This window comes from Xanthomonas sp. NCPPB 2933 (assembly GCF_056725225.1).
The window spans coordinates 427717-448011 of record NZ_CM161518.1 but is presented as its reverse complement, the minus strand read 5'-3'; the positions used below and the strand labels follow the sequence as shown (position 1 = coordinate 448011).

Genomic DNA, 20295 nt, shown 5'->3' with positions numbered 1-20295 from the left:
TAATGAAGTAAAATGGTGTTATTTCAACAATCCATGAATTCGGATCATCTGAATGCTTGAGCGCATCCACCTCACCATCGTCCAGCAGGTCGAGCAGCAAGGCTCGCTGACGGCCGCCGCCGGCGTGTTGAACCTGACCCAGTCGGCGCTGAGCCACAGCATGAAAAAGCTGGAGCAGCAGCTGGGCACCGACGTCTGGCTGCGCGAGGGCCGCAGCCTGCGGCTGACCCAGGCCGGCCAGTATCTGCTGGCGGTGGCCAACCGGGTGCTGCCGCAACTGGACCTGGCCGAAGAGCGCCTGGGGCAGTTCGCGCAGGGCGAGCGCGGTGCGCTGCGCATCGGCATGGAATGCCATCCCTGCTACCAGTGGCTGCTCAAGCTGGTGGCGCCCTATCTGGCCACCTGGCCGGATGTGGATGTGGACGTCAAGCAGAAGTTCCAGTTCGGCGGCATTGGCGCACTGTTCGGCTACGAGATCGATCTGCTGGTCACACCCGACCCGCTGTACAAGCCAGGGCTGCGGTTCGAGCCGGTGTTCGACTACGAGCAGGTGCTGGTCGTGGCCAGCGGCCATGCGCTGGCGTCGGCGGCCTACGTCAAGCCGCAGCAGCTGACACGCGAGGTGCTCATCAGCTATCCCGTGGACCTTGAGCGGCTGGACATCTACAGCCAGTTCCTGCTGCCGGCCGGTGTCACGCCCAGGCGCCACAAGGCCATCGAAACCACCGACATCATGATGCAGATGGTGGCCAGTGGCCGCGGCGTGGCCGCCATGCCACGCTGGCTGGTGGAGGAATATGCCTCCAGGATGGACGTGGTGCCGGTGCGGCTGGGTGCGCGCGGCATCCCCAAGCAGATCTTCCTGGGCGCACGCGAGGCGGATATCGCCATCGACTACCTGCGCGCCTTTATCGAACTGGCGCGCGCGCCTGGCAATGGCAGCGCCACTCCGCCGGGAGCCCACTGATGGACACCATCGCCAGGCGCGTGTGTTGCACGGGCCGCCTTCCCGCTCGATCAGCGCTGACATGCGGGAGCCACCCAATCGCCACCAGAGGACGGCAATCCCTTTGATGTCTCCGGATCCGCCCAGCCTCGCCGGCACCCTCACCGACGCCTATTCGTTGGAAGTCGGCGCAAACGACATGCCCGCGCTGACCGCAGCGGCGCCGCGGATCCTGCGTGGCTCAACCATTGCCATCCCCTACCTGCCCAGCCAGAACGACGACGCGCGACTGGCTGCAGCACAGAGGGTGCGCACCCTCGGCTTCGCGCCCATGCCCCACCTTTCCGCGCGCCGCATCGCCTCGCTCGACGCGCTACACGCCTTCGTCGGGCGTGCCGTCGATGAAGCCGGCGTTGAGCGCTGCCTGGTGATAGCGGGTGATGCGCCTTCTGCGATCGGGCCGTTTTCGGACAGCTTGTCGCTGATCGATACAGGTGTTTTCGAGCGCTCGGGCATCACCACCATCGGCGTGGCAGGGCATCCGGAAGGACATCCGGGCATGCCTGCAACCGATCAATGGGATGTGCTGGAACGTAAGTGTCGCAGCATCGCCGAGCGCGGCATGGCGCCGCTGATCGTCACCCAATTCGCGTTCGATGCCGACATCGTGCTGACGTGGCTGGAAGCGCTGCGCGCGCGTGGCATTGCACATCCCGTGCGTGTGGGCGTTCCCGGTCCTGCGGGCGTCGCGGTGCTCGCGCGCTATGCCGCACGCTGCGGTGTGGGCGCATGCGCATCGATGCTGTCCAAGTACGGCATCTCGATCGGCAAGCTGTTCGGTAGCGCGGGGCCGGATCGTTTTGTGGATCGCCTCGCCACCGGCCTCACTGAAGCGCATGGCGACGTCAGCCTGCACTTCTTTCCCTTCGGCGGCATTGCGCAGTCTGTCGCGTGGGTAGAGCAGTATCGCTCCCGCACCGCCGCCCACATCTTGTAGACCTCGGCATCGCGAAGATCGCAATAGATTTCGCACGGTAGTCTGCAGTCCGTGCGGACTGAGACCCGCAGAGTTCGGCGGTCAACAGCGACCGCAGACTTACAGTTTTAGTTGGTACGGAAGTGTGGATCGTCGACATGTCCACGACCTGGATCACAGTCCGTACTATTCATTTCTGTGGATTTGTTGGCTGCGCGTGAGGTGCTGCAGCGCACAGCAGACCTGTCACAAGCGCGCGGTATAACCATCGGCGAATCGCGGCGAGGGGGCGCTGCATCCGGTGTCGTTGCCATGCGCAGCGGCATCGCTTCGCAACGTTCAAGGAGAGATGTCGCCATGCCGAAGCCGTCGCTATTGTCGTTACTGTGCAGCCTGTCGCTCGTGTCCCTGCCGCTTGCGGCGGCGGAGCTGCAGCCCAAACAACTGGCTGGCCCACCGGAGGAGTTCGCGCAGATGCGCGCGCCCGATCCGGCCGAGTCGGCGATTCTGTCCAAGAGCGCATTACTACCGGTGGAATTGACGCCGGCCGGTAAATCGGCGCGCTGGCAAGGCACCTTGCCGGTGGAAAACGGCCACCTGCGTTTCATGGTATTGGCCGGCGACCAGCCGTGGGATGCGGCAGTGACTGCACCACGCATTGCCGGCGCGCGTGACGCTGCCGTTGCACCGCAACTGCAAGCACAACGCACATTGCTGGGCAGCGCAGAGAGTGGCACCAGCGGCATGCATTACGCAGTGGAATCGGCACAGAACGGTGCATGGTCGCTGACCCTGCAATCGGCATCGCCGGTGGCGCAACGCGGCTATGTCTTGATGGAAGGCGATGCACGCACGCAGTTGGCTTCGTACCCGCGCAATCGTCACCAGCAGGTGGGTCAATCGTTGACGCTCAATGCGCTGCTCAGCGGCAACGATGCGCGCGGTGCGACCTTGCTTGCCGCGCAGGCTGGGCAGATCGAGACAGCCAGCCTACGTGTGATCGATCCGCAAGGCGGCATCCGCACGCTGCCGATGGCCGATGACGGGCAACACGACGATGGCGCAGCCGGCGATGGCGTGTATGGCGGTACGTTCCAACCGACGGCCGAAGGCACCTGGATCGCACAGGTGATCGTGCACGGTCACGACCAGGCAGGGCAGCCGTTCGTGCGCACCAGCGAGCATGTGTTGCCGGTGCTGGATACCTCGTTGCGTTTGCTCGGCAATGCACTGAGCGCACGTGCTGCCGATGGCACGCGGCTCAGCATTGCGTTGCCGATCGCCGCGCGCGGCAAGGCGCCGTCGCACTACCGTGTGTTCGGCCAGGTGTGGGGCACCGATGCCAAAGGCAAGGAGGTGCCGGTAGCATGGATCGGCGGCATGCTGACGCCGCAACAAGGCCAGCTGCCGCTGAGCCTGGACGAACGCTGGATTGCGCGTGCCGGTGCACGTGCGCCGTTTAGCGTGCGTGGGCTGCGCATCGAAGATCCGGACCATTACATCCCGCTGGTGCAGGCCGACACGCTGCCGTTGCAGCTGCCCGCATTACGGCGTGCCAGCATCGCGCGGTCTGCCGGTGCGATCGACGAAAGCATGCGTATGGGGCCGCGTCCGACTGCGTTGGCCAGTGCCAGTGCAATGGCGCAGCCGCAGGCCACCGGCTCGCAACTGGTGCTGGTGCACGGCTATTGCTCCAACGGCGTGTGGCCGCAGGCGCAATTTACCAATGCCTCGTCGTTCATCGATGCCAAACAGAACCGCAGCAACGACCAGTTCGCGCAGCGGTTGGCGCAGTTCGCCAGCCAGTGGTCCTCGTTTGCCACGGTGGCGCACAGCCAGGGCGGCATGGCCGCGCTGCATCTGTATACCTACTACTGGAGCGGGCTGGATAACGCCAGCGGTGGGCGGGTGATGCAGTCGGTGGGCACGCCGTATCAGGGCACCAACCTGTCGGGCATTCTGGCGGCGGTGGGTTCGTGGTTCGGGGTGGGCTGCGGCACCAATACCGACATGACCTACGACGGTGCGAAGGCGTGGCTGGCCGGCATTCCGGCCGATGCGCGGGCCAAGGTCAACTACTACACGACCTCGTTCGCCAAGACCAACTGGTACACCAACGACTACTGCAACGCGGCCTCGGATCTGGTGTTGAACGACCCGGAAGACGGCACGGTGGAGCAGGTCAATGCGCAGCTGCCGGGGGGCGTCAATCGCGGCCACACCACGGGGCAATGCCATACCACCGGCATGCGTGATCCGGCGCAGTATCTGGATGCCAGCCGCAATGCGGTGATGAACGCCAACGCAGCGAAGTAATGCGGTTTTAGCTGTGTGCACTGCGATGGCCGGCGTCTGCGTCGGCCATCGCAGTACGCTTGGGAACACTTAGAGCGGTTAACAAAACGTAGCGAGTAGTCGTCAGGTGGGTGCGCAGTAGTTTTGATAGCCGCTCTTTGCGTGTTGCATGCAGTTAGTTCTTGCTCGCCTAAGCGCGGCCAACACAACTCCTACGTTCACGGATCTTGGTTGGCTTGAGAGGTGATTGAACGGCGTGGGTGCTTGGGCTTTTAGAGCGGATGATCTGTGGGTTTGCTGCAGGGCCCTTGCCCGCCCACCGTCGCGGGACACGCCGCAAGTACGTCCGTGTAGGCTCTTACGCGGCATCCATGCCGCGTAAGGTCCCGCGACGGTGGGCGGGCAAGGGCCAGTCAAGATGGTCGGTGTGCGTAGCTCTTCTCAAAGCAACCGATTCACTCTCTGGTGCGGTGTCCTCGCCGCTTGCGGGACCGTGTGGCGGCATGGATGCCGCCACCGAGCCTACATGGACGTACTTGCGGCGTGTCCCGCAAGCGGTGAGGGCACCGCGCACTCGACTCCCCCGACGCTCGCGCCTCCATGCAAGGCTACTGTTGCGCCAACGGTTGCGACTGCGCATCGGCTCCACCGCCGAGCACCTTGTACAGGCTCACCCGATTGCTCGCCTCGGTCAGACGCAGGCTGATCAAGGTCTGTTGCGCGCTATAGAGCGTGCGTTGCGCGTCCAGCGCCACCAGATAACTCTCTACGCCATTGCGATAGCGCGCATCCGACAGGGTGAAGCCGCGTTGTGCGGCATCGACCAGGGCGCGCTGCGCATCCATGCGCTCGTCCAGCTGGGTGCGTTCGGCCAATGCATCGGCCACTTCGCTGAAGGCAGTCTGGATCGCCAGTTCGTACTGCGCGATGGTGATGTCTTTCTGCAGCTTGGCCACGTCCAGTTCGGCCTTCAAGGCGCCGGCACGGAAGATCGGCACGCTGACGCTGGGCGAGAACGACCAGGTGTGGTCGCCCTCGAACAGGCTGGACAAGGCATCGCTGCCGCGCCCGACATTGCCGGTGAGCGAGATGGTGGGGAAGAACGCGGCGCGGGCGGCGCCGATGTCGGCATTGGCGGCCTTGAGCGTGTGCTCGGCCGACAATACGTCCGGGCGCTGCAGCAGCACGCGCGATTCCAGCTGGGCCGGTAGCGGTGCCAATGCCACACCGGTATCGATCGCATCGGCAGCCGGGAGCAACGCCGCTGGCACCTGCGTGCCGGCGACCAGATTCAAGGCATTGCGCGACTGCGCCAGCTGGGTGGTGAAACTGGCCACATCGGCACGCGCACTTTCCACACTGGTCTGGATCTGCGCCAGATCCAACCTGGAGACGATGCCGTTCTCGTGTTGCAACTCGGTCAGGCGTAGCGTCTTGCGTTGGCTCTCCAGTGTTTGCTGGGCAAGCGCCAGCCGCTGCTGATCGGCAGCCACGGTGAGCCAGCCGCTGGCCACTTCGGCCACCAGGCTCAGACGCGTGCTGCGTTGGGTCTGCTCGCTGGCGAGATAGGTTTCCAGCGCCTCGTTCTTGAGGCTGCGGATGCGCCCGAACAGATCCAGCTCCCAACTGGTGATGCCCACTTGCCCGGTGGCGCTGCGGATGATCTGCGGCGCACCGGTGAAACTGGTCGCTGCCGCAGCACGTTGCGCACTGTGCGAGACGGTGACATCCACCGCCGGGAACAGGTCCGCACGTTGAATGCGGTACTGCGCGCGTGTCTGTTCGATATTGAGCACCGCCACGCGCAGATCGCGATTGTTGTCCAGCGCCAGTGCGACCACTTGCTGCAGGCGTGGGTCGACCAGCACTTGCCGCCAATCCAGCGCAGCTGCATTGGACGTAGTGCTCTCCGCGCTGCCGGTGGCGCCGACCACACTGGGCACCGGCGCATCCGGGCGTGCATACCGCGGCGCCATGCTGGCGCAGCCACTCAATGCGATGGCACAGGCCACCGCCAGACTTACGGACAGGTTGCGCTTCACGGGGTCACCTCGGACGTACGAACGATAGTCGTGTGATCGGACACCTTGCCGGGAAACAGGCTGCGCACCATCACGTAGAACAACGGCACGAAGAAGATGCCCAGCACCGTGGAGGCCAGGGTGCCGCCGAGCACGCCGGTGCCCAACGAATGACGCCCACCGGAGCCGGCGCCGCTGCTGATCACCATCGGCAGCACGCCGAGCATGAAGGCCAACGAGGTCATCAGGATCGGGCGCAAGCGCATGCGGGCGGCATGCAAGGTGGCTTCGATCAACGGCTGGCCTTTTTCTTCCAGTTCTTTTGCAAATTCCACGATCAGGATGCCGTTCTTGGCGGCAAGACCCATCGTCGCCAGCAAGCCAACCTGGAAGTAGATGTCGTTGGACAGATCGCGCATCCAGGTCGCCAGCAGCGCACCGACAATGCCTACCGGCACCGCCAGCATCACCGAGATCGGGATCGACCAGCTTTCGTACAGCGCGGCCAGACACAGGAACACGAACACCAGCGATACCGCATACAACATCCAGGTCTGGGTGCCGGCAGCCTGCTCCTGATATGACATGCCCGACCAGGCGTAGCCCACGCCCTTGCCCATGCCATCGACTTCGCCGGCCACCGCCGTCATCGCATCGCCCGAGCTGATGCCCGGTGCGGCGCTACCGGTGATTTCCATCGATTCGCTGCCGTTGAAGCGCGTCAGCACTTGCGGTGCGTAGGCCCACGCACTGCTTGCGAACGCCGAGAACGGCACCATCGCGGCATCGCTGTTGCGCACGTACCAACGCTCGATATCGCTGGGCAACATGCGTGCGGATGCTTCGCCCTGCACATACACACGCTTGACTCGGTTGTTGTTGAGGAAGTCGTTGACGTAGCGCCCGCCCATCACCGTGGACAAGGTGGTGTTGATGTCGGCCGCGGCCACGCCCAACGCACCGGCCTTGGCGTCGTCGATCTGCACGCGGTAGGTGGGCGCATCGTCCAGCCCGTTGAAGCGCACTGCACTTAGGTTCTGATTGCCGTTGGCCAGCTGCAGCAATTGCTTGCGTGCTTCCACCAAGGCCTCGTGTCCGTTGCCGGCGGCATCCTGCAACTGCAGGGTGAAACCGGAGCTGGTGCCCAGCCCGTTGATGGCCGGTGGCGTCAACGCAAACACCTGCGCATCCGGCAGCGTCATCATCATCGCGCCGGTGATGCGTTGCGCCACTTCCTGCGCCGAGCCGTCGCGGTCGGCCCAGTCCTTCAGACGGATAAAGCCCATGCCCGAGTTCTGGCTGCTACCGGCCAGACTGAAGCCGGAGATGGTCATGATGCCCTGCACTTCCGGTTGCTTGAGGATGAACTGGGTGGCCTGGTCGATCGACTGCTGGGTGCGTTGCTGCGTGGCGCCGGCCGGTGCGCTGAACATCACCATCAGCATGCCCTGGTCTTCCTCTGGCAGGAACGCGCTGGGCAGGCGCCAGAACAGCAGGCCCAGCACCACCAGCAGCACCACATAGATCAGCGAGCCCAGCTTGCGATGGCTGACGATGCGCTCCACACCGCGCCCGTAACTCTCGGTGCCGCGATCGAAGCGCGTGTTGAACCAGGTGAAGAACCTGCCCAGCATGCCCTTGCGCGAGACATGGCCGCCCTTGTCGATGGGCTTGAGCAAGGTAGCGCATAGCGCAGGGCTCAAGGTCAGTGCGACCACCAACGACAGGATCATCGCCGCGGCAATCGTCACCGAGAACTGCCGATAGATCTCGCCAGTGGCACCGCCGAAGAAGGCCATCGGCAGGAAGACCGCCGTGAGCACCAGCGCGATGCCGACCAACGCGCCGGTGATCTGGCCCATCGAGGTATGCGTGGCCTCGCGCGGCGACATGCCTTGCTCGGCCATCAGCCGCTCGACGTTTTCCACCACCACGATGGCATCGTCGACCAACAAACCGATCGCCAGCACCATCGCGAACATGGTCAGCGTGTTGATCGAAAAACCCAGCAGCGACAACACGCCGAAGGTGCCCATCAACACCACCGGCACCGCGATCACCGGCACCAGCGTGGCACGCCAGTTCTGCAGGAACAGATACATCACCACGACCACCAGCACGATCGCTTCGATCAGGGTCTTGACCACTTCCTCGATGGAGATACGCACGAACGGCGTGGTGTCGTAGGCGACCTCGTACTTCAGCCCGGCCGGGAAGTACGGCTTGAGCGCATCGAGCTTGGCTTCCACCAGTTTGGCGGCGTCCAGCGCATTGGCGCCGGTCGCCAGCTGCAGGCCCATGCCCGAGGCAGCCTTGCCGTTGAACTTGGAACTGGAACCGTAGGATTCCGAACCCAACTCCACCCGCGCGACATCGCGCAGGTACACGGTGGCGCCGCTGGCATCGGACTTGAGCACGATGTTCTCGAACTGCGCGGGTGTCCTGAGCTTGCTGCGCGAGGTTACCGTGGCGTTCAACTGCTGGCCTTGCAGCGCCGGCAATGCACCCAGCGCGCCGGAGGACACATCGGCGTTCTGCGCGGCGATTGCGCTGCTCACATCCGATGGCATCAATGCGTAGGTGTGCAGTTTTTCCGGATCCAGCCATACGCGCATCGCGTATTCGGCGCCGAACACGTTGACGCTGCCGATACCGTTGAGGCGGCTGATCGGGTCCTGCAACGAGGACACCATGTAGTCGCCGATGTCGGTGCTGTCCATGCTGCCGTCTTCGGAAGTGAAGGCCAGCACCATGAACATGCTGCCGCTGGCCGATTTGGTGACGGTGATGCCGTTGGTCTTGACCTCGTCGGGCAGCAACGCCTCGCCTTGCGACACCTTGTTCTGCACCTGCACCTGCGCGGTATCCGGGTCGGTGCCGGAGTCGAAGGTGAGCGTGAGTTGCGCAGTACCAGCCGAGCTGCTGCTGGAGGACATGTAGAGCAGATTATCCAGACCGGTCATCTGCTGCTCGAGGATCTGCGTGACCGAGTTCTGCACGGTCTCTGCAGAAGCGCCGGTGTAGGTCGCGCTGACCGTCACCGAGGGCGGTGCGATGTCCGGGTATTGCTCCAGCGGCAGCGAGAAGATCGAGATGGCGCCGGCCAGCGTGATGACGATGGCGATGACCCACGCGAAGATGGGGCGGTCGATAAAGAAACGAGCCATAAGAGTTCCTCAGTCGGCCTTGGGCGTGGCGCTGGCCGGCGCTGTTGGCTTGGCATTGGGCGTAGCTGCGGCAGGTGCACTCGGCGTCACTGCTGTGGGTGCAACCGGCGCCGCTGCAGCTGGCGTGGCCGCGGCGGCCTTTACTTCGCGCGTCTTCACCGGCATGCCGACCTGGATTTTCTGCAGGCCCTGCACGATCACGCTCTCGCCCGCAGACAGGCCTTCGCTGACCACCCAGCGATCGCCCACTGCATCGCCTGTCTTGAGCACGCGCTGCGCCACCTTGCCGTCGGCACCGACCACCATCGCCACCGCCTCGCCCTTGCTGTTGCGGGTGACGGCCTGCTGCGGCACCAGGATCGCCTGCTCGTTGACGGCCATCGACAGCACCGCCTTGACGTACATGCCGGGCAACAGCAGATGGTCGGGGTTCGGAATCACCGCACGCAGTTTCACCGTGCCGGTGGTGGCATCCACCGCGGTGTCCACCACTTCCAGCGTGCCGGTACGCGCGTAAGCGCTGCCGTCTTCCAGCAGCAACTTGACCTCCGCCTTGCCGTCCACCGCCTTGACCTGGCCGGCATCGAGCTTGCGGCGCAACTGCAGCAGCTGCGCGCTGGATTGGCTGACATCCACATAGATCGGGTCGAGCTGGTTGATGGTGGTCAGCACATCGGTCTGGTCGGCAGTGACCAGTGCGCCCGGGGTAAAGCTCGAGGTGCCGATACGGCCGCTGATCGGCGCGGTGATGCGGGTAAAATCCAGATTGAGTTTTGCGGTCTGCAACGCGGCCTTTGCGGCGGTCACCGCGGCCTCGTTCTGACGCAACGTGGCAATCGCATCATCGCCATCCTGCTGACTCACTGCATCCAGCTTGACCAGTGTCTGATACCGCTGCGCCTTGGGCTTGGCCGAGAGCACTGCCGCTTGCGCCTGCGCCAGCTCGCCCTGCGCGGAGGCATACGCGGCCTGAAACGCGGCTGGCTCGATCTGGTACAGCACCTGCCCGGCCTGCACCTGCTCGCCTTCGGTGAACAGCCGCTTGCGCAGGATGCCGCCCACTTGCGGGCGTACTTGGGCGCTCTGATAGGCCACCGTGCGACCGGGCAGGGTCTGGTCCAACGCCAGGCGCTGCACGTCCACGCGTTGCACGCCCACTTCCACTTGCCGCTGCTGCGGCGTTTGCGCAGGCGAACAGGCCGCCAGCGCGACGGTGATCATGGCGGCCAGCAGCCATTGGCGCGGTACCACGGCAGAACGGGAAGAAGCGACGGAACGCATGCGGCGCACTCGGGAATGATCGGAGGATGCGCACGCTACGCTGCGAATATGGAGCAAATTTGAAGATTTGCGTTGACAGACAGCAGCCGCTTGCTTTCAGGGTTTAATGAAGTCCCAATACGGGTGTGCAAGACAGGCGGCGCACTTGGCGTCTGCAGTCGACGCCGCTGCAGTCGCCATTCAATGCAGGCAGTCATGACAGCAAGCGCACGTGCGTGACCTCATTCGCAACAAGGTTTTCCCAACGTCGATGAAACTCGGAATCACCGCCAAACTCTTTCTCGCCATCCTGAGCGCGTGCATCGCAGTGCTGCTGATCAATGGCCTGGCCGGGCAGCTATTACTCAGAAAGCAGTTTCTCGACTATCTCAGCGAGCAAGGCATCGAGCGGATGATGGAAGTGTTGCCGCGCGTGCAGGCCGATTACGCCAAGCATGGCGACTGGAACTTCATCCGCGACAATCCCGATGCCTGGTTCGTGCTGATGCGCCCGGAGCTGGCGCAAAATCTGCCACCGCGCGCGCCGCCGATCTCCGACCAGACCGGCGCAGTGTTTCGCTTCGCGCTGCTGGATCGCGATTACCGCGTGATCATCGGCAACCCCGATGTCAGCCGCACCGACACGCTGCGCCCGGTCGTGGTGCGCGGGCAGACGGTGGGCTGGATGGGCATGCTGCCGTTCGAAAAGGTGCTGACCGCCAACGACGCACGCTTCTTTCAAGCCCAGCAACGTGTGTGGTGGACAGTGGGCGCGGCATCGATCGGTGTCGCCGCGTTGTTTGGCTGGTTGTTGTCGCGCACCTTGCTGCGCCGCCTGCGTGGTTTGACCGTGGCAACCCATCGCCTGGCCGCCGGCGACTACGGCACGCGATTGCACGCGGGCATGCGCGATGAACTCGACCAGCTCGCGCGCGACTTCAACCAGCTGGCGCAGGCACTGGACAACAACGAGCGCGCGCGCCGCGAATTCATGGCCGATGTCTCGCACGAACTGCGCACGCCACTGGCCGTACTGCGCGCCGAACTTGAAGCGCTGCAGGACGGTATCCGGCCGATGACGCGTGAGTCGCTGACCTCGCTGCATCAGGAGGTCGGCCAACTCGGCAAGCTGATCGAAGATCTCTACGACCTGTCGCTGACCGATGTGGGCGCGTTGGCGTATCGGCGCGCGCCGATCGATCTGAGTGTGGTGCTGCAATCCACACTGGCCGGCATGCAGATGCGCATCGCTGCAGCCGGGCTCACGCTACGCGCCGACGGCATCGATGCGCCGCTGCATGTCAACGGCGATGAGCGCCGCCTGCAGCAGTTGCTCTCCAATCTGCTGGAGAATTCGTTGCGCTATACCGATGCCGGCGGCCAACTCGTTGTGCATTGCGCACGACGCGGACATGCAGTGGAAATCGTGGTGGAAGACAGTGCGCCCGGTGTGCCGGCAGACAAGCTGGATCGCCTGTTCGAGCGCTTCTATCGTGTGGAAGGCTCGCGCAATCGCGCCAGCGGTGGCAGCGGGCTGGGCCTGGCGATCTGCCGCAATATCGTCGGCGCGCACGATGGCGAGATCCACGCGACCGCTTCGCCGTTGGGCGGCCTGCGCGTGACGCTACGGCTGCCGGCATTGGAGGCCTAATGGACACCCAGACCGCACCGGCCGCACATGTGCTCATCGTCGAAGACGAACCGCGACTGGCCGCGGTGCTGGGCGAGTATCTGCACGCGGCCGGCTATTCGCATCATTGGGTGGCCGATGGCGCGCAGGCGATCGCAGCGTTTCGCGCGCAGGCGCCGGATCTGCTGTTGCTGGATCTGATGCTGCCAAATCGCGATGGCCTGGACATCTGCCGCGAACTGCGCAGCCTCAGCGCGGTACCGGTGATCATGGTGACTGCGCGCGCCGAAGAGATCGACCGCCTGCTCGGGCTGGAGATCGGCGCCGACGATTACATCTGCAAACCCTTCAGCCCGCGCGAGGTGATTGCGCGCGTACGCGCGGTGCTGCGCCGGCACCGGCATGATCCCAACAGCGAGCCAACGCACGGCCTGGTCATCGATGACGCCGCCTGCCGGGCCAGCGTGGGCGGACGCGACCTGGATCTCACGCAGGTCGAATTCCGCCTGTTGCGTACACTCTCCGCATCCCCTGGGCGGGTGTATTCGCGCGAACAGCTGATGGACCGTGTGTATGTGGACCACCGCATCGTCACCGACCGCACCGTGGACAGCCACATCAAGAATCTGCGCCGCAAACTGGCCGATGTGGGCGGCGAAGAATGGGTGCGCTCGGTGTACGGCGTGGGCTATCGCTTCGAGTATTTACCCACCGAGGCGTAATCCCCGCTCCGCTCTTGGTAGGAGCGCGCCCGCGCGCGACGCATGACCGACAACCCACCAACGACAGGCGGGTGACACCCATCACTCACACCTTCAACCACCGCGTGGAAATCGCCACGCCCACCATCAGCACCGCAACCCCGATCAAGGCACCGACCAGGCCGATGCCGTGGGCGGCGAACCCGATCAATGCCGGCCCGGCCAGAATGCCGGCGTAACCCAACGTGGTGACTGCGGTGATGGCGATGCTCTCCGGCATGCGCGTCTGGTTGCCGGCCAGCGAGAACAGGGCCGGCACGATATTGGCGCACCCCAGCCCCACCAACACGTAGCCGGCCAACGAGGCCTGCCACGGGCTCACCAGCGTGAGCACCAGAAACCCCGCGCTGGCCAACAGCGCGCCAAGCACGATCGAGCGGATGCGCCCCAGCCGCTCCACCACCGAGTCGCCCAACAGACGCGTCACCGTCATGGTCAGTGCAAACGCCACATAGCCCAGGCCGGCGGTGCTCGGGTTGACCTGGTGCACATCGGCCAGGAACACCGAGCTCCAGTCCAGAATGGTGCCCTCGGCCAGAAACACCACAAACGCCAGAATGCCGATAAACAGCACGATGCCCTTGGGCAGCGCGAGCAACGGCCCCTGCTGTGAAATGCGCTCGGCACGCCAATGCCGAACGGACAGTGCACCGACAAGCAGCATGGCAATCACACCGGCGATCGCAGCGCTCAGCGGACCAATGTGCGCCGACAACAGCAGCGTCATCGCACCGGCACCGACAAAGCCGCCGATGCTGAAAAACGCATGGAATCCGGACATCATCGCGCGCTTGGCGTCGCGTTCGACCACCACCGCCTGCATGTTCATCGCGCAATCCATCGCGCCCACGCCGGCGCCGAACACGAACAGCACCGCGCCCAGCATCCACGGGTTGGCGACAACCGCCAGAAACGGCAGGCTGATGCAGATCAATGCCGTCGTCACCGCCATCACCGTGCGAAAGCCGAAGCGCGCCGACAGGGCGCCGGCCAGCGGCATCGCCAGAAACGAGCCTGCGCCCAGGCACAGCAGGATCAACCCGAGCGCACCATCGTCCACGCCGGTCCTGGCCTTGGCGAACGGCACCAGCACCGCCCAGATGGCCGCAGCAAAGCCGGGAATGAAGAACGCTGCGCGCGTGGCGTGTTGCTGCGCGGGAGCGCTGGAGATAGGTGCAAGCGACATGCAAACAATTCCAATAGGAGCGGCGAACAGAAACGGCAACGGGGCCGCCAAGCCGGCGCGCTCGCTGGTTGAAACGTGGCATGACCACTGCTCCACCACGCTTGCTGCAACCGTCCCTGGCTGATGGGATAAGACGCGTCAACCGCTAGCGAAACACAACCGTGCGATGGCCATTGAGCACCACGCGATGTTCGACATGACGGCGCACCGCACGCGCCAGCACCAGCGATTCGGTATCGCTGCCCAGCCGCACCAGATCGCGCGGCGTCATTGCGTGGTCCACGCGGGCGACGTCCTGTTCGATGATCGGGCCTTCGTCCAGGTCTTCGGTGACGTAATGCGCGGTGGCGCCGATGATCTTGACCCCGCGCGCGTGCGCCTGGTGGTACGGCTGCGCGCCCTTGAAGCTGGGCAAAAAGCTGTGATGGATATTGATCGCGCGCCCGGCCAATGCGCGGCATAGTTCCGGCGAAAGAATCTGCATGTAGCGCGCCAGCACCACCAGATCGATCTGCAAGGCCTCGACCAGTGCGAGCAGTTGCGCTTCCTGCGCAGCGCGCGTGTCTGCACTCACCGGCAGATGGTGGAAGGCGATGCCGTAGGAGGCCGCCAGCGGCGCGAAGTCGGCGTGGTTGGAGACCACCGCGGCGATGTCCACCGGCAGTTGCCGGCTATGCATGCGGAACAGCAGATCGTTGAGGCAATGCCCCTGCTTGCTCACCAGCACCAGCAAGCGCGCACGACGGCGCGCGTCGTGCAATTGCCACTGCATCTGGAATTCGTCGGCCAGCAGCGCAAAGCGCCGCTCCAGACCGGCGATCTCGGTGGCCTGCGGCTTGTTGAAGTGCACGCGCAGAAAGAAGCGGCCGCTTTCGTCGTCGCCGAACTGCTGCGCGTCGAGAATATTGCAGGCCAGATCGAACAGCAGCCCGGTCACGCGATAGACGATGCCGGTACGGTCGGGACAGGACAGGGTGAGGATGTAGTCGGAGCGCATCTGCACAATGATAGCCAATGCGCGCAGCTGCGGGCGCGGTGCTTGCGCCCGTAACTTTTCCATCCGACTCAGCGCGGCGGCAGGCGCAGCATCAGCCGCCGATTGATCTCGTCCAGTTGCGCCATCGATGCCTCCACCGAGGTTTCCATCGCTTCGTGCGTGGTGATGTGGGCGCGCAGATGCGCGGGGTCGGCCAGCTCGCCACGCACCAGGAACACGTTCTCGCCCACTTCGCCCACATGCCGGCTGAGCACCACGTAGTCCACCTGATCGAAGCCGTGCTGTTTGGCCAGCGGCAACAGGCGTGCAGCCATGCGCACGCTGGCCTCGTCGGTGGGTTTGTTCAACTCGGCATCGAGCACTGCCACCGCTTCGCGGATCTGCGCGAACAGATAATGGTCCGGATGCTCGGGATGCTCCGGGCCCACCGGGCCCTGGTCGACGACCGGTGCGGCGGTCATCGTGTAGCACCGGCGCAGGCAAGTGCGCGCGGTGTGAGCTCGGTCGAACCGAGCGTGATATGCAGGTGTCGCATCGCATCCTCCCTGGAGCGGCGGCTATAACGAGCCGGCATTTTAGAAGGTCTGCTGCATGTTGGGGTGAGCAAGATGCATCGCGCATCGCCCTCAAGCGAAGCGCGATGCGCGCAACCCACTCGCGCCCCGGCGCTGCGATCAGGCCACCTGCCCTGCCCGGCGCGCCGACACCTCTGCCAGTACCGCCCAATCGGCGTTGCCGTCGCCATGGGCGATCGCCTCGTCCAGGCCGGCGCGCAGCAACTCGCCCAACGGCATCGGCACCTGCTTGTCGGCGCCGGCCTGGATCGCCAGATCCACATCCTTGCGGCCCAGCGTGGCGGTGAAGCCGGCCGGCAGATACTCGCGTTGCATGATCAAGCGGCCGTAGCCCTGATACGCGGGCGCGGCGAACAAGGTGCTGGTAAGCATGCCCAGGAACTGGGTGGCCTCCACGCCGTGGCCGCGTGCCAGCGCGCTGGCTTCGGCCATGGCGCCGATCGCGCTGGCCAGGCAGAAGTTGGCCGCCAGCTTGACCGCATTGGCCTGCTCGGGGGTGCGGCCGATCTCCCAGGTGCGTTGGCCAAGCACATCGAACATCGGCTGCACGCGCGCCAATGCCGCCTCGTCGCCAGCTGCCAGAATGTTGAGCTTGCCGGCTTCGGCCACATCGACGCGGCCGAGTACGGGTGCGGCCACGTAGGCCACGCCGCGCTCGGCGTGCAGGGCGGTCAACTCGTGCGCCAACGCCACCGAGATGGTGGCCATGTTGACGTGCACGCTGCCGGCCGGCAGCGCGTCCAGCACACCGCGTTCCAGCAGGGTTTCACGCACCGCGTTGTCGTCGGCCAGCATCGAGAACAACAGCGGGCCGTGTGCGACGTCGCGCGGTGCGTCCACCACCGTTGCACCGGCCTGCCGCAGCGACTGCGCACGCTCGGGCGAGCGATTCCACACACTCAGCTCGAACCCGCCGCGCAGCAGGTTGTGTGCCATCGGCAGGCCCATCGTGCCCAAGCCCAGAAATCCTATCGGCATCTGTTTTCCTTATGCGATCTTGCGTCAAGAGCGGCGATCCAAACACCAGCCCGCTCTGCTTGTTTACCACTCCCGGCGTCAATCAGCTGGCGAACACGCCGCGCGCCTCACGTGGCTCGCAGCGCAAATATTGCGGCGCCGGCGTGACCGAGGCACCGAGTGCAGCGGCCGCATGCCACGGCCAGCGCGGGTCGTACAGAATGCCGCGCGCCAGTGCGATGGCATCGACCTGGCCGTCTTGCACAATCGCCTCGGCCTGCGCCGGCTCGGTGATCAGGCCCACGCCGATCACCGGCGTGTCGACCTGCGCCTTGATCTGCTGCGCAAACGGAATCTGATAGCCGGCCTGCACCGGAATCTGCTGGCGCGGATCCAGCCCGCCGCTGGAGACATGGATGTAGTGCGCACCGCGTGCATCCAGCGCCTTGGACAAGGCAATGCTCTGCGCAAGATCCCAACCGCCCTCCACCCAATCGGTGGCAGAAATCCGCACGCCGATGGCGATCTTGTCCGACACCGCCGCACGCACCGCATCGAAGATGCGCAAGGTCAGCCGCATGCGGTTTTCCAGGGAACCGCCATACGCATCGCTGCGCTGATTGCTCAGCGGCGACAGGAACTGATGCATCAGATAGCCATGCGCGGCATGCAGCTCGATCAACTCCAGGCCCAGACGTTCGGCGCGCTGTGCCGAGGCGACAAATGCATCGACCACTGCATCGATGCCGGCTTCATCCAGCGCCTGCGGCAACGGCTGGCCCTCGCGAAACGCCAGCGCCGATGCAGACACGGTCTGCCAGCCATGCGCGTGGTCCGGTGCGATCGCCTCGCCACCTTTCCACGGCAGATCGGTGGAGGCCTTGCGCCCGGCATGTGCCAATTGAATGCCGATCGGCATCGGCGACCAGCGCCGTACCGATTGCAGCACCTCGTCCAATGCCTGCTCGGTGGCGTCGTCGTACAAGCCCAGATCGGCGTAGGAAATGCGCCCCTGCGGCTGCACTGCGGCCGCTTCCAGAATCAGCAGGCCGGCACCGGATTGCGACAAGGTGCCCAGATGGATGCGGTGCCAGTCGCTGGCGCGGCCGTCCTGTGCGGAGTACTGGCACATCGGGGCGATGACGATCCGGTTGGCAAGCGCAAGCGGACCGAAGCGAATGGGGGAGAACAGCTGGCTCAAGAGGGCATCCACACATGACACGGGGATGCCCATTGCACTGCGCCGCGCGCGTGCGCACAACCGCTGCGATGGATCACTGCGTCATGCCGAGCGCGCACTGACGACATTGACGCCGCGCGTACGCTGCGGGTCGACCGGCGCATGCAGGAACGCCAAGGCCTGCGCGCACGACTGTTCCACCTTCAGACTGAGCAGTTCGTCGGCACGGGTGCGCCCGAAGTTGAGCGCGGCGATCGGCAAGCCGTTGCGCGCGGCGGTCTGCACGAAACGAAAGCCCGAATACACCATCAGCGACGAGCCCACCACCAGCACCGCATCGGCCGCCTGCAGATGCGCAAACGCGCGCTCCACGCGCTCGCGCGGCACGTTCTCGCCGAAGAACACCACATCCGGCTTGAGCACGCCGCCGCATTGCGTGCAGGCCGGCACCGCGAAGGCGGCGAAGTCCACGCCTTCCACGTCGGCGCGCCATCGGGCGCCTGCCCACGCCGTGCAGCGTAACCGGGCAGGTCGATCATCGATCCGCTGCCGGCGGCCTGGTGCCGGCGGTCCACGTTATGGGTCGGCAGCAATTCGAGCCGGCTACGCGCTTCCCACTGCTTGGGGCCACGCTCCATAGCGTGCCGTCATTGGGCAGGAGACATCGTGGCGATCCAGTTCACGCCATCGAGCGTAAGGAATTGAAGATCGCCCGCAACGCATACTCGCACTACGGAGCCCATTCCGCCTTCAGGCCAGATAATTTTAATACCCACTCTACATCGGAAAATTCGGCTGGATACGGCGCGTGCATTCAGCCATGACAGCGAGATCGCATCGAGTCGACAACACGCTTTAGGCAATGGAAATGCGGTGTAAAATGCGTCACTGGCACCGCACCGCGTGACCACCATCATCTGAACACCGGCAACCTTTGGTGCCGTTTGCTATCATTAGGCCGATCCAGAACAACAATTCCCTTCACAGAAACAGGATGTAGGCGCCATGGAAAAGGCAATGGTTGGGGCGATTAAGTGTAGTGCTTACGGAATATGTTTGGGGATGCTGCTTTATGCGCAGGGCGCCCATGCAGCGAGCGAATGCGAGCAAAACTATAGTTCATCTCCCGGCTCCAATGGCGGCGTTATCCACCAGAGCTTCGTTGGACTATACGGCGCCGACAAGGCCGCAGTGACATCCAGCCTTGCGGCCATGGCAAAGAAACAGACTTTCCAACTCATCCAAGGTCCCTCCATTCTCGAAGACGGCCTCATCACCATGGTCTACGCGCAGGAAGCATCCGCGACCTCGCGCGGCTTTCCTGTTGTCATGATAGTGGCACCCGACACTGATGCAGCGGTCATCTCCTTCGAATTGCCAAAAGGCATGACTGCGCCCGATGCGAAAGGCAACGTCTGTTCGTTTTTTGATGAGGCAAAATTGAATGGACAGCCTGCAAATTCCAGCCGACGCAATGCCGCTCGCAATTCCGCACTCGCCAAACCACTGCTGGCCGCGCTGAATGGCGGTATGAGTGCAGACGAGGCCGCCAAGGCATCGGTGACCGCTAGCCGAGAAACAGCCGTCGCCAGCGCTGATAGCGACCGCGGTGCGGCGCCTAAAATCGCGGACCGCCGCAAGGTTGTCAGGCCCAACGCGATATTCAGCCCCACAGACGCGGATACGAGGCTGCAGTCCGAAGGCAACTCGACGATCAAAGGCTTCACATGCGGGCGAGTGATAACGGTAAATGGCTCTCAATTTCAGACGGCGCCGAATCAGGGAATCATGCTTTTTCCTTACACTCCCTATCTGAAGGAAGCGATCGACCTGATTGATGCCAACCGCAAGAAAAGCGAGAAAGTGCGGGTTGAAGTAGATAACCGTGCTTTTGCATCAGGCCTTGCGGGCAAGACGAACGCCAATGGCGAGTTCATGTTCACCCGAATCAAGCCAGGACGTTACATCGTAATGGCGCTATTCCATGGCGAGGCCACCAGTTACATCACAAAGCCGCAGTCGCAGTTCGACCCAGGCACGAGAACGATTTACCAGTGGACGGAGCACGAAAGATTCGACAGTTCGTCCAACGACATCTTGCAGGCGGACGTCACGATCAACCGGGACGGCGAAGTGATTGACGGTGTGGTGGTAAAGCCGACTGGCAATGGCCGGCTCCTTCCTGTGTTGAATGGCATATGCAAGTGGCATCACGCCGAATAGAACCCGGACATAGGCGCCTCTGCTTTAGCCACATGTCTGACACCTGATGCCAAATGTCGGCCGGCGCATAAGAATCCGATCGCGGGCCTTCAATAAGCCCGTTGCGATTTCCGGCACGACG

The 20295-nt window shown here is 64.0% G+C and carries 14 protein-coding genes and 1 pseudogene; 6 read left to right on the top strand and 9 right to left on the bottom strand.

Features of this window, described 5'->3' with window-relative positions; all coding sequences use genetic code 11:
• Positions 1-52 precede the first annotated feature (52 nt).
• The 3 genes from AC1PLU_RS01865 to AC1PLU_RS01855 all read left to right on the top strand — a co-directional run bounded on the left by AC1PLU_RS01865 (position 53) and on the right by AC1PLU_RS01855 (position 4238).
• Positions 53-967: a LysR family transcriptional regulator gene (locus AC1PLU_RS01865; protein ID WP_023903024.1), complete on the top strand. Its 915-nt coding sequence runs from the start codon at positions 53-55 to the stop codon at positions 965-967.
• Positions 968-1070: 103 nt separating this feature from the next.
• A complete protein-coding gene (locus AC1PLU_RS01860) occupies positions 1071-1943 on the top strand; it encodes a methylenetetrahydrofolate reductase (protein ID WP_481107531.1) in 873 nt (290 codons plus the stop codon).
• 336 nt (positions 1944-2279) lie between these two features.
• The gene (locus tag AC1PLU_RS01855; RefSeq protein WP_481107530.1) at positions 2280-4238 is read left to right on the top strand and encodes a choice-of-anchor X domain-containing protein; all 1959 of its coding nucleotides are present in this window, start codon (positions 2280-2282) and stop codon (positions 4236-4238) included.
• A 587-nt stretch (positions 4239-4825) separates the two neighbouring features.
• Here the strand turns inward: AC1PLU_RS01855 and AC1PLU_RS01850 are convergent.
• Genes AC1PLU_RS01850 through AC1PLU_RS01840 form a run of 3 tightly spaced genes read right to left on the bottom strand, consistent with a single transcriptional unit; the run spans position 4826 to position 10686 of the window.
• Positions 4826-6259 (bottom strand): efflux transporter outer membrane subunit, encoded by a 1434-nt coding sequence (locus AC1PLU_RS01850; RefSeq protein WP_481107529.1) that lies wholly within the window; start codon positions 6257-6259, stop codon positions 4826-4828.
• Positions 6256-9405: an efflux RND transporter permease subunit gene (locus tag AC1PLU_RS01845; protein ID WP_481107528.1), complete on the bottom strand. Its 3150-nt coding sequence runs from the start codon at positions 9403-9405 to the stop codon at positions 6256-6258. Before AC1PLU_RS01845 ends, AC1PLU_RS01850 begins: the two co-directional genes overlap by 4 nt.
• A 9-nt stretch (positions 9406-9414) precedes the next feature.
• Complete coding sequence (locus tag AC1PLU_RS01840; protein WP_481107527.1) at positions 9415-10686, bottom strand: efflux RND transporter periplasmic adaptor subunit; 1272 nt, start codon at positions 10684-10686, stop codon at positions 9415-9417.
• A gap of 250 nt (positions 10687-10936) precedes the next feature.
• Here AC1PLU_RS01840 and baeS point away from each other — a divergent pair, with 250 nt between their 5' ends.
• The gene (baeS, locus tag AC1PLU_RS01835) at positions 10937-12316 is read left to right on the top strand and encodes a sensor histidine kinase efflux regulator BaeS (protein WP_481107526.1); all 1380 of its coding nucleotides are present in this window, start codon (positions 10937-10939) and stop codon (positions 12314-12316) included.
• Positions 12316-13017 (top strand): response regulator, encoded by a 702-nt coding sequence (locus AC1PLU_RS01830; protein WP_481107525.1) that lies wholly within the window; start codon positions 12316-12318, stop codon positions 13015-13017. The genes baeS and AC1PLU_RS01830 overlap by 1 nt, the downstream gene beginning before the upstream one ends.
• 85 nt (positions 13018-13102) lie before the next feature.
• Here AC1PLU_RS01830 and AC1PLU_RS01825 read toward each other — a convergent pair whose 3' ends face one another.
• The 6 genes and pseudogenes from AC1PLU_RS01825 to AC1PLU_RS01800 all read right to left on the bottom strand — a co-directional run.
• Positions 13103-14242, bottom strand: coding sequence for an MFS transporter (locus AC1PLU_RS01825; protein ID WP_481107524.1), 1140 nt, complete (start codon positions 14240-14242; stop codon positions 13103-13105).
• Between the two features lie 145 nt (positions 14243-14387).
• Positions 14388-15239, bottom strand: coding sequence for a formyltetrahydrofolate deformylase (gene purU, locus AC1PLU_RS01820; protein WP_481108445.1), 852 nt, complete (start codon positions 15237-15239; stop codon positions 14388-14390).
• A gap of 68 nt (positions 15240-15307) precedes the next feature.
• A complete protein-coding gene (locus tag AC1PLU_RS01815; RefSeq protein ID WP_481107523.1) occupies positions 15308-15700 on the bottom strand; it encodes an XVIPCD domain-containing protein in 393 nt (130 codons plus the stop codon).
• A 213-nt stretch (positions 15701-15913) separates the two neighbouring features.
• Positions 15914-16792 carry an NAD(P)-dependent oxidoreductase gene (locus AC1PLU_RS01810; protein ID WP_481107522.1) on the bottom strand — a complete coding sequence of 293 codons (879 nt, stop codon included), beginning with the start codon at positions 16790-16792 and terminating at the stop codon, positions 15914-15916.
• Positions 16793-16874: 82 nt separating this feature from the next.
• The gene (locus tag AC1PLU_RS01805) at positions 16875-17993 is read right to left on the bottom strand and encodes an NADH:flavin oxidoreductase/NADH oxidase (protein WP_481107521.1); all 1119 of its coding nucleotides are present in this window, start codon (positions 17991-17993) and stop codon (positions 16875-16877) included.
• A 60-nt stretch (positions 17994-18053) separates the two neighbouring features.
• Positions 18054-18565, bottom strand: a pseudogene (locus AC1PLU_RS01800) (Sir2 family NAD-dependent protein deacetylase); the annotation flags it as partial.
• Positions 18566-18956: 391 nt separating this feature from the next.
• On the opposite strand from AC1PLU_RS01800, the gene AC1PLU_RS01795 reads away from it, so the two are divergent.
• Positions 18957-20174: a hypothetical protein gene (locus tag AC1PLU_RS01795; RefSeq protein ID WP_481107520.1), complete on the top strand. Its 1218-nt coding sequence runs from the start codon at positions 18957-18959 to the stop codon at positions 20172-20174.
• Positions 20175-20295: the final 121 nt, after the last annotated feature.